Source organism: Nonomuraea aridisoli (assembly GCF_003236395.1).
In the GTDB taxonomy this organism is placed as follows: domain Bacteria; phylum Actinomycetota; class Actinomycetes; order Streptosporangiales; family Streptosporangiaceae; genus Nonomuraea; species Nonomuraea aridisoli.
The window spans coordinates 1-13,991 of the sequence record NZ_POUD01000244.1; the positions used below are offsets into that span (position 1 = coordinate 1).

The following is a 13,991-nucleotide window of genomic DNA, read 5'->3' on the forward strand; positions in this document are numbered from 1 at the left end:
CTCGGGTCCTTGTCCGGGTCCTTGTCCGGGTCCTTGTCCGGGTCCTTGTCCGGGTCCTCGTCTGGGTCCCCGTTCGGGTCTCCGTCCGTGCCGCCGTCCGCGTCCCCGCCCGTGCCACCAGGGCAACCGCCAGGGGTGTCGTCCGGGGAGGCGCTGGACGAGGTCGCTCGGGTGCTGGCCGATGACCCGTGGACGGAGTCCTGGCCGCTGGTGCTGGCCGGCGTGGTGCCCGACCGGGTCTCCATCGGCGGCCTGCCGCTGCATCCCCGCGCCCGCGACCCCTGGCGCCTGATCGCCGTCTCCGGCGGCCACCCCCTCACCGTGGCCGCCGAATGGACCCCGCAGGGCCTGCGCCCCCTGACCACCTGGGACGACGACGGAACGGCGGTGATCCTGTGACCGGCTGGGAGGAGCTCACCTCGACGGCGCTGGTCGGCACCGATCGGCGGCCGTACCGGGGAGACCTGCTGGAGGCCGCCGCCGTGGAGGCGGTGCGCCGGCGGGCCGGCGCGCGCCGGTCTGCGCGGACCGGCGCGCAGACCGGCGGGGAGCCCGCGCCCGCGGAGGAGCGGGAGGCCGTCGGGCGGCGGGCGGCCGAGCGGCTGATGCGCATCCTCGGCGGCGAGCACGACCGCCTGCTACCCGAATGGCTGCGGGCCGCCGCCGCGACCGGCCGCCGGGTGCCCCCGTACACCCTGCCCGACCTGCTGGAGCGCGGACGGCGCGACCGGTCGATCCGCGAGCACCTCGGCATGCTGGCCGGGCGGCGCGGCCGGTGGCTGGCCGCGCTCAACCCCGCCTGGGGCTACCTCCTCGACGAGCCCACGGGCCAGACGTGGGAGCTCGGCGGCTCGGCCGACCGCCTGGCCCACCTGCGCGCCCTCAGGGCGGCCGACCCCGGCGAGGCCAGGCGGCTGCTGGAGAGCACGTGGGAGCGCGAGACGCCCGACGACCGCGCCGAGTTCGCCGCCCTGCTGGCCGACGGGCTGAGCATGGACGACGAGCCGTTCCTGGAGCAGGCGCTCGACGACCGCCGCCGCGAGGTGCGCCAGGCCGCCGCCAACCTGCTCACCCGCCTGCCCGGCTCGCGCCTGTCCCGCCGCATGGCCGAACGGCTCGCCGCCTGCGTGACGATCACCGGCGACGTCATCGCCGTCGAGGCGCCGGCGGCCTGCGACAAGGCGATGGAACGCGACGGCGTACGCCCGAAACCGCCCCGGGGCACCGGCGAGCGAGCCTGGTGGCTGCAGCAGATCATCGCCCGCGCCCCCCTGTCGGCGTGGGGGCCGCCCGGCCGCATGCTGGAGATGCGCATCCCCGACTGGGACGCCGACGTGCGGGCCGCGTGGGTGCGCGCCGCCGTGCTGCAGCGCGACCCCGGGTGGGCGCGCGCCATGTTCGGCTTCGACCCGATCGCCGACCTGCTCCAGGCGCTGCCGCCGGGCGAGCAGCAGGAGCTCGCCGCCCGATTCGTCCAGGGCCGCGACGCCGACAGCCAGCTGATCATGGTCCTCGGCGGGGTGTCGTCCCCCTGGGGCGAGGAGCTCGCCACGGCCGTCCTGCACAAGATCATCAAGGTGAACGCCACGCAGCCGTGGAACCTCGGCGAGCTGGTCAGGCTCGCCGGCGAGCACATCGACCCGGCGCTGTTCCCGCTCGCGGCGAGCTACTCGCCCGTCGAACCCATCCAGCAGGTCGCCGCCCTCCTGCGTTTCCGAGCCGACATGTACAAGGAGCTTGCCGCATGACCGTTCTGCGCCCGCACGCGGAAGACCAGTACGCCGAGGAGCTGGCCCTCCTGGCGAAGGACGACGACCGCCCGAGGCCGCCGGGCTGGAAGTTGTCGCCGTGGGCGGTGACCACGTACATCATGGGCGACAGTGACCGGATCACCCCGAAATACGTGGGCGCGCGGCGCATCGTCGAGGTCGCCGTGGCCACCCTGGCCACCGACCGCGCGCTGCTGCTGCTCGGCGTGCCCGGCACGGCGAAGACGTGGTTGTCCGAGCACCTGGCGGCGGCCGTCAGCGGCGACTCGACGCTGCTCGTGCAGGGCACCGCCGGCACCGCGGAAGAGGCCGTCCGCTACGGCTGGAACTACGCCCGGCTGCTGGCCGAAGGCCCGTCGATCGAGGCGCTGACCCCCTCGCCGGTGATGCGCGCCATGGCCGAGGGCCGCGTCGCCCGCGTCGAGGAGCTCACCCGCATGCCGTCCGACGTGCAGGACGCGCTGATCACGGTGCTGTCGGAGAAGACGCTGCCCATCCCCGAGCTCAACCGCGAGGTCCAGGCCGAGCGCGGCTTCAACGTGATCGCCACGGCCAACGACCGCGACCGCGGCGTCAACGAGCTGTCCAGCGCGCTGCGCCGCCGCTTCAACACCGTCGTGCTGCCCGTCCCGGCCACCGCCGAGGAGGAGGTCGACATCGTCTCCCGCCGCGTCACCCAGCTCGGCCGCTCGCTGGAGCTGCCGGAGACGACGACGGGGCTGGAGGAGATCCGCCGCGTCGTGACGGTCTTCCGGGAGCTGCGCGCCGGGGTCACCGAGGACGGCCGCACCAAGGTCAAGTCGCCCAGCGGCACCCTGTCCACCGCCGAGGCCATCTCCGTGCTCACCAACGGCATCGCGCTGGCCGCCCACTTCGGCGACGGCGTGCTGCGGCCGTCCGACGTGGCCGCCGGCATCGTCGGCGCGGTCGTGCAGGAGCCGGTGTCCGACCGGGTGGTGTGGCGCGAATATCTCGAGACCGTGGTCCGCGAGCGCTCCGACTGGCGCGACTTCTACCGCGCCTGCCGCGAGGTCTCATGAGCGTCTCCGTCCTGGGAGTGCGCCATCACGGGCCCGGCTCGGCGCGGGCCGTGCGGCGCGAGCTCGAACGCCTGCGCCCCGACGCGATCCTCATCGAGGGGCCGCCCGAGGCCGACGTGCTGGTGGAGCTCGCGCCCGGTCTGGAGCCGCCCGTCGCGCTGCTCGCCCACGTGCCGGGCGAGCCGTCGCGTGCCGCGTTCTGGCCGTTCGCGGTGTTCTCGCCCGAGTGGCAGGCCATCCGGTACGCCACGTCCGCCGGCGTTCCCGTGCGCTTCTGCGACCTGCCCGCCGCCCACACGCTGGCCGGCGGCGACGAGCACGACGACGGCGGCGTGCCGGCCGACCCCATCGGCGCCCTGGCCGAGGCCGCCGGCTACGACGATCCCGAACGCTGGTGGGAGGACGTCGTCGAGCACCGCGGCGACACGCCGTTCGAGGTGATCGCCGAGGCCATGGCCGCCGTACGCGAGGGTCACCGGCCGTCGGGGCGGGAGGCCGCGCGCGAGGCGTACATGCGCAAGACCCTGCGCGCGGCCCTCAAGCAGGGCTTCGGGCGGATCGCGGTGATCTGCGGCGCCTGGCACGTGCCCGCGCTGGCCGGGCCGCTGCCGCCCGCCACGGCCGACAACGCGGTCCTGCGCGGCCTGCCCAAGGTGAAGGCGGAGCTGACCTGGGTGCCGTGGACGTACGGGCGGCTGGCGTCCTGGAGCGGCTACGGCGCCGGCATCACCTCACCGGGCTGGTACCACCACCTGTTCGACGCGCCCGACCGGCCCGTCGAGCGGTGGCTCGCCGGGGCCGCGGCGGTGCTGCGCGACGAGGGCCTCGCCGTGTCGTCGGCGCACGTCATCGAGTCCGTACGCCTGGCCGGCGGCCTGGCGGCCCTGCGCGGGCGGCCTCTGGCCGGGCTCGGCGAGGTCACCGAGGCGGCCAGGGCCGTGTTGTGCGAGGGCGACGACCTGGCGGTCGAGCTGATCCAGCGGCGCATGGTCGTCGGCGACCGGCTCGGCCACGTCAGCGACGGCACCCCGATGGTGCCGCTCCAGCGCGACCTGCGCGAGCAGCAGCGGCGGCTGAAGCTCAAGCCCGAGGCGCTCGACCGCGAGATCGACCTCGACCTGCGCAAGCCCCTCGACCTCGACCGCAGCCACCTGCTCCACCGGCTGCGGCTGCTCGGCGTCGAATGGGGCACGCCGGGGCAGGCGCGCGGCAAGGGCACCTTCCGCGAGACGTGGACGTTGCAGTGGCGTCCCGAGCACGACCTCGCGCTCATCGAGCACGCCGCGCTCGGCACCACGGTGGCCGCCGCGGCGGCGCGGCGGGCCGCCGACCTCGCCGGGGACGGCTCGGCGACGCTGGCCGGGCTGACGTCGCTGGTAGAACGGTGCCTGCTTGCCGACCTGCCGCAGGCGCTGCCCGAGGTGCTCGCGGCGTTGTCGGCCAAGGCGGCGCTCGACACCGACGTCACCCAGCTGATGGCGGCGTTGCCCGCGATGGTGCGCGCCCACCGCTACGGCGACGTGCGCGGCACCTCGGTGGCGGGGCTGGCGGCGATCGTCCGTTCGATGCTGGAGCGGGTGTGCGTGGGGCTGCCGGTCGCGGTCACGGGCCTGGACGACGACGCGGCGGCGTCCCTCCTCGAACACGTCGACGCCGTCCACTCCGCCGTCGCCCTCCTCGACGACGCCCCTGCTCCACCGCACCCCGCCGCCGATCATCCGGGGCCGGCCGAGGGCGCGGCCGGCGTGGGAGGGTCGCCGCGGGAGCGGTGGATGGGGACGTTGCGCGGCATCAGCGACCGGCAGGACCTGCACGGGCTGATCGAAGGCCGTCTCACCCGCATCCTGCTCGACTCGGGGGAGCTCGACGACGCCGGCGACCGCATGTCGCGCGCGATGTCGAGGGGCCAGGCGCCCGCGCGGGCGGCGGCGTGGGTCGAGGGGTTCCTGGCCGGGGGAGGGCTGCTGCTGGTGCACGACCCGCGCCTGCTCGGCCTGGTGGACGACTGGCTCACGGGGTTGTCCGGCGACCAGTTCACCGACGTGCTGCCGCTGCTGCGCCGTACGTTCGGCGGTTTCCCGGCGCCGGAGCGCCGGGCCATCGGCGAACGCCTGCGCGCGACGGGCCCCGGCGCCGCCCACCACGCCGAAGCCGGCCCGGCCCACGACCTGGACGAGCACCGCGCCGCCCCGGCCGTAGCCACCGTCCTGTCGATCCTCGGCAGGGGGACGGCGTGATCATCGAGCGGGATGTGCGCGTGACGACGGGGAGGGACGGCCGATGAACGCGATGGACGAGCGATTGCGGCGCTGGCGGCTGGTGCTGGGCGGCGGCGCGGCCGACGGGATCGGGTGCGGGCTGGACGGCGCCGACGCCGGGATGGACGCGGCGCTGGCCGCCGTGTACGACGACGGAGGCGGCGAGGGCGGCAGCCGGCAGGGCGGGCTCGGGACGTCGGCTCCCCGTGTGGCGCGATGGCTCGGCGACATCCGCGGATATTTCCCGTCGACCGTCGTCCAGGTCATGCAGAAGGACGCGATCGAGAAGCTCAACCTCACCCGCCTCCTCCTGGAGCCCGAGATGCTCGAGGCCGTCGAGCCAGACGTGCACCTCGTCGGCACCCTCCTCGCGCTCAACAAGGTCATGCCCGACCAGGCCCGCGAGTCCGCCAGGGCGCTGGTCCGCAAGGTGGTCGAGGAGCTCGAGCGCAGGCTCGCCCAGAGGACGCGGGCGGCCGTCACCGGCGCGCTCGACCGCTCGGCCAGGACCCACCGCCCTCGCCGGGTGGCCGACATCGACTGGGACCGCACGATCCGCGCCAACCTGAAGAACTACCTGCCCGAACGCAACACCGTCGTGCCCTCGCGGCTCGTCGGCTACGCCCGCAGGCAGCGGTCGGTGCAGCGCGAGGTGGTGCTCTGCATCGACCAGAGCGGCTCGATGGCGGCCTCGGTGGTCTACTCCAGCGTGTTCGGCGCGGTCCTGGCGTCGATGCGGTCGCTGAAGACGTCCCTGGTGGTGTTCGACACGGCGGTGGTCGACCTGACCGACCGCCTGCACGACCCGGTGGAGCTGCTGTTCGGCACCCAGCTCGGCGGCGGCACCGACATCAACCGGGCCATCGCCTACTCCCAGGGCCTGATCACCCGGCCGGCCCACTCCATCTTCATCCTGATCAGCGACCTGTACGAGGGCGGCGTCCGGCAGGAGATGCTGCGCCGGGTGGCCGCGATGACGCAGGCCGGCGTGCAGGTGATCGTGCTGCTGGCGCTGTCCGACGAGGGCGCGCCGTTCTACGACCACGACAACGCCGCCGCGCTGGCCGCGATGGGCGTACCCGCGTTCGCGTGCACGCCCGACGCCTTCCCCGACCTGATGGCCGCCGCGATCGAGCGCCGCGACATCGCCCAGTGGGCCGAACGCCACACCCAGCCGGGCTAGAGCGTGGAGGCCCGCGGGCCCTAGGCCCAAGTGCCTAGGGCCCGCGCCCGATGTGTGACCTGCGGCATCGCCCTACGGTGCCGGTATGACGACGACTGTTGAAGCCAAGGCGCCCGTCAGTGTGGTGTCCCCCCGCTACCGGGCGATCAGCATCGGGCTGATCGCCCTGGTGACGTTGCAGGCGTTCGAGGCGATGGCGGTGACCACGGCCATGCCCGTGGTGGCCCAGGAGCTGGACGGCCTGTACCTGTACAACCTGGCCTTCAGCGCCTCACTGGCGGCCAGTGTGATCGCGACGGTCCTGGGCGGGCGGTGGAGCGACGTGCGGGGGCCGATGCGGCCCATCGCGGCGGGCGTGGCCACGTTCGTGGCGGGGCTGCTCATGGCCGGGCTCGCGCCCACCATGGAGGTGCTGGTCATCGGCCGGTTCGTGCAGGGGTTCGGGACCGGGCTGACCCAGGTGGCGCTCAGCGTGCTGGTCGCCCGCGTCTACCCGTCGGCGATGCATCCACGGGTGTTCGCGCTGTTCTCGGCGGCCTGGGTGGTGCCGTCCATGGTCGGGCCCGCGATCGCCGGGTTCGTGGCCGAGCACGCCGGCTGGCGGTGGATCTTCCTCGCCGTCATCGCCGTCGTGGTGCCCGCCGCCCTGCTGCTCTGGCGCGGCGCCGCCGGCCGCGCCCCGGCGGACGGCATCGCGCCTCCCGCCCCCGGTCTCGGCCGCAAGCTCGTCTGGGCCGCGCTGACCGCCGTGTCGGCCGCGCTCATCCAGTACGGCAGCGCCCTCGGCCTGGCCGGCCTGCCCCTGCTGGTCGCGGGCGTCGTGCTGCTGGCGGTGGCGCTGCCCCGGCTGCTGCCGGCCGGCGCGCTGCGGGCGGCCCGCGGCCTGCCGACCGCGCCGCTGCTGCGCGGCCTGGCCTTCGGCTCGTACACCGCGGCCGAGGTGCTCATCCCCCTCATGCTCAAGGACGCGCGCGGCCTCAGCGCGGCGGGCGCCGGTGTCGTGCTCACGGTCGGGGCGCTCGGCTGGTCGCTCGGCTCCTGGGTCAAGGGCCGCGGCACGATGGGCGACATGGCCGCGATCCGCGGCGGCGCCGCCATGATCGCCGCGGGGGTCGCGCTGGTCACGCTCGTCATCTTCGACGCCGTCCCGCTGGCGGTCGCGTACGCCGCCATGGCCGTCGCCGGGTTCGGCATCGGCACGCTGCACCCCACGGTCTCCGTCCTGGTGCTGCGCATGTCGAAGGAGGGCGAGGAGGGCCGCAACAGCGCGGCCGTCGGCGTGGGGGAGTCGGTGTTCACCGTGGTCGCGGTCGCGGCCAGCGGCGCCCTGTTCACCGCCGCCGCGCAGAACCACGCGGCCGGTCTCGCCGTCGCCGTGGCCCTGGCGGCGGCGGGCGCTGTGCTGGCCCCGCGTTTCGTGCATTCCTCCGGACCGGGCACTATGGAGAGGACCGCGTCATAAAGGGGGGTACATGCCGCGCGTGCGGGAGCTCGAGGTTTTCCGGTTGCCCCTGCCTCATGGCAGGAAGGCGGAGAGCCTGCTCGTCAAGCTCACCGACCACGGCGGCATGACCGGGTGGGGCGAGACCACCGCGCCACCGCCCAAGACCTGGTCCCGGCTGGAGGAGACGCTCGGGGCGCTGCTCATCGGAGTCGACTGGGAGCATCCCGACACCGTGGCGAGCGGCGACACCGCGGTCGACATGGCCTGCTGGGACCTGTGGACGAAGATGCGCGGCGTGCCGCTCGCCGAGGCGATCGGCGGCACCCGCACCTCGCTCATGGCGACCGTCCGGCTCACCCCCGACCTGTCCGTGGAGAGTCTCGTCGCCCGGGTCAACCAGCAGATCTGCGCCGGCTACGGGCACGTCACGCTCGACGTCCGGCCCGGCTGGGACGTCGAGCCGGTGCGGGCGGTGCGGGCGGCGTACCCGGCGCTGACGCTCGCGGTCGACTGCGGCAACGCCTACACCGACCTCGGCCAGCTCGTCGCCCTCGACTCCTACGGCCTGGAGGTCATCGAGCGGCCCTTCCCCGCGACCGACGTCTTCAGCCACGCCGCGCTGCAGGACGAGGTGACCGCCTCGGTCGCCGTCGAGGTCGGCTCCACCGCCGAGCTGGACGACTACCTGACCCTGCGGGCGGCGCGCGTGCTGCTGCTGCGCCCGGCCGCGTTCGCGTCGTTGTCGGACGTACGGCGGGCGCACGACCGCGCCTCGGCGGCGGGCTGGGACATCCAGTGCGCGGGCGGCCAGGGCGCCGGCCTGGCCAGGGCGGCGACGGTCGCGGTGGCCAGCCTGCCGGGCTGCACGCTGCCGTGCGACGTGACGCAGCCGCCGAAACAGAACCAGATCGTCACCCCCATCGTGGGCGCGAACGCCGGCGTCATCGCGGTCCCGCTGACGCAGTCGGGGCTGGGGCACGAGATCGACGAGACCCGGCTGCGCCGGCTGGCCAAGGAGTCGTTCCACGCATGACCTCGCGGCAGGATCCCGACGCCGACGCCCTACGGCTGGCCGGGGAGTCGCTGGCGGCCGGTGACCCGACGGGGTGGTTCGAGCGCCTCTACGCCGAGTCGGCGGCGGGCGCGGCGATCGTGCCGTGGGACTCGCGGGCGCCGCACGTCCTGCTGGCGGAGTGGGGGCGCGGCCGGGCCGGCTCGGGGCGGGCCCTGGTCGTCGGCGCGGGGCTGGGCGACGACGCCGAGTACGTCGCGGAGCTCGGCCACGACACGGTGGCGTTCGACGTGAGCGGGTCCGCCGTGCGCCTGGCCCGTGAGCGGTTCCCGGAGAGCGCGGTCGACTACCGGGTCGCCGACCTGCTGGACCCGCCGCAGGAGTGGCGGCAGGCGTTCGACCTGGTCGTCGAGATCATGACCGTGCAGGCGCTGCCGGAGCCGCTGCACGCCCGGGCGGTCGCCGCGATCGCGGACTTCGTCGGACCCGGCGGGACGCTGCTGGTGATCGCCTCGGGGCGCGAGCCGGGCGAGCCGGTGAACCCGCCTCCATGGCCGCTGACCCGGTCGGAGGTGGCCGGGTTCGCGACGGGCGGGCTGGAGCCCGGCGTGATCGAAGAGCTCCACGACGGCGGCCGGTTGCGCTGGCGGGCCACCTTCCACCGCCCCGCTGCGGGCTGAGCATCAGCTGCTTGCGTACGTCCTGATCTACTTTGTAAAGGCGCTCGCTACGGCCGCGTGACGGCCTCCAGGAGCAGCGTCCCGGCGCCGAGGAGGGCGGCGTCGCGGCCGGCTCGCGCTGGGGCGATCTCCAGGTCGCGCGTGGCCAGCGGCAGGCAGCGTTCCCAGACGGCGGCCCTGATCGAGGTGATGAGCGGTTCGGCCGCCGACAGGCTGCCGCCGACGGCGATCACGTCGGGGTTGAAGAAGTTGACCAGCACGGTGAGCACCTCGCCGATGCGGCGGCCGGCGTTGCGCACCAGGCTGGTGGCCTCGGGGACGGCGTCGTTGACGAGCGTGACGATGTCGGCCGGCCGGGTCACCTCGACGCCGGCCTCGGTCAGCACGGCGGCGAGCGCGGCGCCGCTCGCGTACGCCTCCAGGCAGTCAGGATGGCCGCAGGCGCACAGGATCGAGGAGTCGGAGCGCACCCGGACGTGACTGATGTCGCCGGCCGCGCCCCGGCCGCGGTGCAGACTGCCGTTGACGACGACGCCGCAGCCGATGCCGGTGCCGGCCTTGACGACCATGAGGTTCTCGCTGCCGGGCCAGTGGCGTGCCTCGCCGGCGGCCATGAGGTTGGCGTCGTTCTCGACGAGGACGGGCAGGTCGTAGCGGGCGGCGAGGTGGTCAGCGACGGGGAAGTCGTTCCAGCCGGGCATGCGCGAGGGGGTGACGACGCGGAGGGTGGCCGGGTCGACCGGGCCGGGGACGCCGGTGCCGACGCCGCGCAGCGGGGTCCCGGCGGGCACGTGCTCGGCGAGCAGGGCGTCGAAGGCGTCGGCGACGCGGTCGAGGGTGGCACGGGGGCCGTCGGAGATCTCGCAGGGGCGTTCCTCGATGACGAGGGGGGAGCCGCTGAGGTCGAGCAGACCGAGGCGTACGTGGTGGGCGCCGAGGTCGGCGACGGCCAGGACGCCCGCCTCGGGTGACAGGCGCAGGCGCCGGGGGCGGCGGCCGCCGCGGGAGGTGCCGGATCCCTCCTCGGCGAGCAGGCCGGCGTCGATGAGCTCCTCGACGCGCAGGGAGACACTGGAGGCGGCCAGCCCTGATAACCGGGCCAGCTCGGCGCGGGACTCGGCCTTGCCGGTGGCGACGAGTCGCAGCAGGTCGCCCTGTGGCCCCTGCACGGGCAGCCGCTGGTTCATGTGAGATACCTACCACGCATGGACTTAAGCCGACAACGTATTGACTTGCTCCGAAATATCCCACTACGGTCCCGTTTATCTTCGAAATCGAAGGAAGTGAGCGGTTCATGAAGAGGTTTGTCGCGCTCGCCCTCGCCTCCGTGTTAGCCCTGGCGGCCTGCGGCGAGTCGAGCAGTCCGGCCGTCCCCGGAGCGGCCCCCAGCAGCGGCGGCGCCGACGTGCTGGCCAAGGCGCCGGTCGCCGCGGCGGCCGAGCTCCTGCCGGGCTCCACCATGGAGAAGATCAAGCAGCGCGGCGAGCTCATCGTGGGCGGCTCGCTGGACGCGCCCCTGCTGTCGCAGCAGAACCCGGTGACCGGTGAGGTCGAGGGGTTCGACGCGATGATGGGCAAGGCGCTGGCCAAGTACATCCTCGGCGAGCCCAAGGTCAAGATCGTCAACTCGGCGTCGGAGACCCGGGAGGCGCTGCTGGCCAACGGCACCGTGGACGTGGTCTTCCAGACGTACACGATCACCGAGGAACGCGCCGAGCAGGTGTCGTTCGCGGGGCCGTACTACACCTCCGGTCTGACGATCGCGGTGAAGAAGGGCACCACGGGCATCACCAAGCCCGAGGACCTGAACGGCAAGAAGGTCCTGGCCGGCGCGAACACCCCGGCGATCCCCGCGATCGAGAAGGCCGCACCGGATGCCGAGATCATCACGTTCGGCAGCGACCCGGAGTGCATGCAGGCGCTCAAGCAGGACCGCGGCGTCGCGTACGTGCAGGATGAGACGCTGCTCATCGCCAACGCGCAGAAGGACCCGTCGATCGAGATCGTCACCAAGCCGTTCACCGTGGACCCGTACGGGATCGGGCTCAAGCACGGCGACGACCAGTTCAAGAAGTTCGTCAACGACTGGCTGGTGAAGATCCAGCAGGCGGGTGTCTGGCAGGACATCTGGAAGGGCTCCATCGGCACCGTGGTGACCGGTGAGGCGCCCACGCCGCCGCAGATCGGCTCCGTGCCGGGGTCCTGATGTCGGTGCTCCTCGACCACCTGCCCGAGCTGTGGCAGGGGCTGATCGTGACGATCCAGCTCACCGCCGCGTCCTTCGCGGGCGCGGCGGTGCTGGGCGTCGTGGTCTGCGCCCTGCGCGTGAGCCCGGTACGGGTGCTGCGCGCGATCGGCACGGCGTACGTGGAGGCGTTCCAGAACCTGCCGCTGCTCGTGCTGCTGGTGCTGGCCTTCTTCGGCCTGCCGGAGATCGGCCTCCAAGCCGGCATCCTGACGACGGCGATCATCGTCATCGCGGTGTACGAGGCGGCCTACGTCGCCGAGGCGCTGCGCTCGGGCGTGAACGCCGTCTCGAAGGGGCAGGGCGAGGCGGCCCGCGCGATCGGGCTGACGTTCGGCCAGTCGCTGCGGTACGTCATCCTGCCGCAGGCGCTGCGCACGGTCGTGCAGCCGCTCGGCAACATCTTCATCGCGACCACCATGAACACGGCGCTGGCGGCGGCCGTCGGCGTGGTGGACCTGACGGCCGCCGCGAACCGGGTGAACCTCGTCGAGGCACAGCCCATCCCGATCTTCGTGGGCGCGGGCGCCGCCTACGCCCTGATCGCCGCGCTGGCCGGGTTCGTCACCGGCCGGCTGGAGCGCAGGCTGGTGATCCTGCGGTGAGCGTGCTGTTCGACGAGCCGGGGCCGAAGGCGGTCAGGCGCATCCGGGTGGCGACCGTGCTCGGCACGCTGGCGGTGGTCGCGCTCGCCGTGCTGGCGGTGCGGCAGTTCGCCGCGAACGGGCAGCTGGACGCGGCGCGCTGGCAGCCGTACGCGACGTGGCCGATGTGGCGCTACCTGCTCGACGGGCTGTGGTCGACGTTCCTGGCGGCCGTGGTGTCGGCGGCGCTGGCGATGGCGTTCGGCCTGCTGCTGGCGCTGGGGCGGCTGTCGCCGCGGGCGTGGGTGCGCGGCCCGGCCGCCGCGTACGTCGAGGTGGTCCGGACGATCCCGGCGCTGCTGCTGGTGTACGTGGTGCTGTTCGCGCTGCCGCGCTACGGGCTGGACCTGCCGCTGTTCTGGAAACTGGTGGTGCCGCTGACGGTGTCGAACGCCGCCGCGTACGCCGAGATCTTCCGGGCCGGGATCAACTCGATCGAACGCGGCCAGATGGAGGCGGGCCTGGCGATCGGGCTGACGCGGTTCCGGGCGATGTTGCTGGTCGTGCTGCCGCAGGCGGCCCGGCGGGTGCTGCCGTCGCTGGTCAGTCAGTCGGTGGGGCTGCTGAAGGACACCTCGCTCGGTTTCGTCGTCAGCTACGGCGAGCTGCTCTACAGCGGCAAGGTCCTGGCCGCCTACAACGGTCTGCTCATCCAGACGTACCTGGTGGTCGCGCTGATCTACCTGGTGGTCAACATGTCGCTGTCCAAGCTGGCCCGTGTGCTCGAGGCCCGCCAGTCCGTCACCCTCAGAAGGAGGACCGCAGGTGCCTGACCTGGCCGTGCTCGCCGAAGTGATCCGTTCCGGGTTCGTGGAGAGCGTCCATTACGGCAGCGCCGTCGGCCTGGGCCCGTCCGGGCGGGCCGAGGTGGCGGTGGGGCGGGTGGACGCGCCGGTGCTGCCACGCTCGTCGGGCAAGCCGTTCCAGGCGCTGGCCTGCCTGAACGCGGGCGCCGCGCTGGAGGGGCCCGGCCTGGCGATCGCGGCGGGCAGCCACACGGGCGAGGACTTCCACGTCGCGCTGGTGCGCGAGCTGCTGGCCGGCGCGGGGCTGGACACCGGCGCGCTGGCCTGCCCGCCGTCGTGGCCGGAGGACCAGCCCACCATGTACGCGCTGATCCGGCAGGGCGCCGAGCCGTCCCGCGAACGCATGAACTGCTCCGGCAAGCACGCCGCCATGATCGCCGCCGCCGTCGCGAACGGCTGGGACGTGCCCGGTTACCTGTCGCCCGACCACCCCCTGCAGCGCTCGGTGCGTTCGGTCACCGAGGAGCTGGCGGGGGAGAAGGCCGCGCACGTGGCGGTGGACGGATGCGGGGCGCCGCTGTTCGGGCTGACGCTGACCGGGCTGGCGCGGGCGGTGCGGGCGCTGGTGGTGGCCGAGCCGGGCAGCGCGCCGCGGCGGGTGGCCGACGCGATGCGCGCCCACCCCGAGTACGTCGGCGGCACCGGCCACCAGAACACCGAGCTGATGCGGGCGCTGCCGGGCGCGGTGGTGAAGGGCGGCGCGGAAGGCGTGCTGGTGGCGGCGCTGGAGTCGGGCCACGCGGTTGCGGTCAAGGTCATCGACGGCAGCCCCCGCGCCACGACCGCCATCGCCCTGGCGGTGCTCCGCCAGATGGGCTGCGACGTGACGCCGGCGGCGGCGTTCGAACGGGTGGACGTCCTCGGCGGCGGCCACCCCGTCGGCGAAATCCTCCCCCGCCTCCCCTGACAC

13 protein-coding genes are annotated in these 13,991 nt (G+C 73.9%); 12 read left to right on the plus strand and 1 reads right to left on the minus strand.

Going from position 1 to position 13,991, the window contains the following annotated elements:
* The first annotated feature begins 135 nt into the window (after positions 1–135).
* From C1J01_RS37555 to C1J01_RS37590, 8 genes are all read left to right on the plus strand, one after another.
* Positions 136–399 carry a hypothetical protein gene (locus tag C1J01_RS37555; protein ID WP_181449188.1) on the plus strand — a complete coding sequence of 88 codons (264 nt, stop codon included), beginning with the start codon at positions 136–138 and terminating at the stop codon, positions 397–399.
* Positions 396–1,748, plus strand: a complete 1,353-nt coding sequence (locus tag C1J01_RS37560) for a DUF5691 domain-containing protein (protein ID WP_111183724.1) — start codon at positions 396–398, stop codon at positions 1,746–1,748. The genes C1J01_RS37555 and C1J01_RS37560 overlap by 4 nt, the downstream gene beginning before the upstream one ends.
* On the plus strand, positions 1,745–2,809 hold the full coding sequence (locus tag C1J01_RS37565; protein WP_111183725.1) for an ATP-binding protein: 1,065 nt from the start codon (positions 1,745–1,747) through the stop codon (positions 2,807–2,809). The genes C1J01_RS37560 and C1J01_RS37565 overlap by 4 nt, the downstream gene beginning before the upstream one ends.
* Positions 2,806–5,046, plus strand: a complete 2,241-nt coding sequence (locus C1J01_RS37570) for a DUF5682 family protein (protein ID WP_146615864.1) — start codon at positions 2,806–2,808, stop codon at positions 5,044–5,046. The genes C1J01_RS37565 and C1J01_RS37570 overlap by 4 nt, the downstream gene beginning before the upstream one ends.
* A gap of 43 nt (positions 5,047–5,089) precedes the next feature.
* Positions 5,090–6,250: a VWA domain-containing protein gene (locus tag C1J01_RS37575; protein WP_111183727.1), complete on the plus strand. Its 1,161-nt coding sequence runs from the start codon at positions 5,090–5,092 to the stop codon at positions 6,248–6,250.
* Between the two features lie 85 nt (positions 6,251–6,335).
* Positions 6,336–7,712: an MFS transporter gene (locus C1J01_RS37580; protein WP_111183728.1), complete on the plus strand. Its 1,377-nt coding sequence runs from the start codon at positions 6,336–6,338 to the stop codon at positions 7,710–7,712.
* 10 nt (positions 7,713–7,722) lie between these two features.
* Positions 7,723–8,727 carry an enolase C-terminal domain-like protein gene (locus C1J01_RS37585; protein WP_181449189.1) on the plus strand — a complete coding sequence of 335 codons (1,005 nt, stop codon included), beginning with the start codon at positions 7,723–7,725 and terminating at the stop codon, positions 8,725–8,727.
* Positions 8,724–9,386, plus strand: coding sequence for a class I SAM-dependent methyltransferase (locus C1J01_RS37590; RefSeq protein WP_111183729.1), 663 nt, complete (start codon positions 8,724–8,726; stop codon positions 9,384–9,386). The genes C1J01_RS37585 and C1J01_RS37590 overlap by 4 nt, the downstream gene beginning before the upstream one ends.
* A 47-nt stretch (positions 9,387–9,433) precedes the next feature.
* On the opposite strand, the gene C1J01_RS37595 is transcribed toward C1J01_RS37590, so the two are convergent.
* Positions 9,434–10,573 carry an ROK family transcriptional regulator gene (locus C1J01_RS37595; RefSeq protein WP_235854927.1) on the minus strand — a complete coding sequence of 380 codons (1,140 nt, stop codon included), beginning with the start codon at positions 10,571–10,573 and terminating at the stop codon, positions 9,434–9,436.
* Positions 10,574–10,680: 107 nt separating this feature from the next.
* On the opposite strand from C1J01_RS37595, the gene C1J01_RS37600 reads away from it, so the two are divergent.
* From C1J01_RS37600 to C1J01_RS37615, 4 genes are read left to right on the plus strand one after another with little or no spacing between them, the layout of a single operon-like run.
* Complete coding sequence (locus tag C1J01_RS37600; protein WP_111183730.1) at positions 10,681–11,592, plus strand: glutamate ABC transporter substrate-binding protein; 912 nt, start codon at positions 10,681–10,683, stop codon at positions 11,590–11,592.
* On the plus strand, positions 11,592–12,236 hold the full coding sequence (locus C1J01_RS37605) for an amino acid ABC transporter permease (RefSeq protein ID WP_111183731.1): 645 nt from the start codon (positions 11,592–11,594) through the stop codon (positions 12,234–12,236). The genes C1J01_RS37600 and C1J01_RS37605 overlap by 1 nt, the downstream gene beginning before the upstream one ends.
* Complete coding sequence (locus C1J01_RS37610; protein ID WP_111183732.1) at positions 12,233–13,048, plus strand: amino acid ABC transporter permease; 816 nt, start codon at positions 12,233–12,235, stop codon at positions 13,046–13,048. The genes C1J01_RS37605 and C1J01_RS37610 overlap by 4 nt, the downstream gene beginning before the upstream one ends.
* The gene (locus C1J01_RS37615; RefSeq protein WP_111183733.1) at positions 13,041–13,988 is read left to right on the plus strand and encodes an asparaginase; all 948 of its coding nucleotides are present in this window, start codon (positions 13,041–13,043) and stop codon (positions 13,986–13,988) included. The genes C1J01_RS37610 and C1J01_RS37615 overlap by 8 nt, the downstream gene beginning before the upstream one ends.
* Positions 13,989–13,991 lie beyond the last annotated feature (3 nt).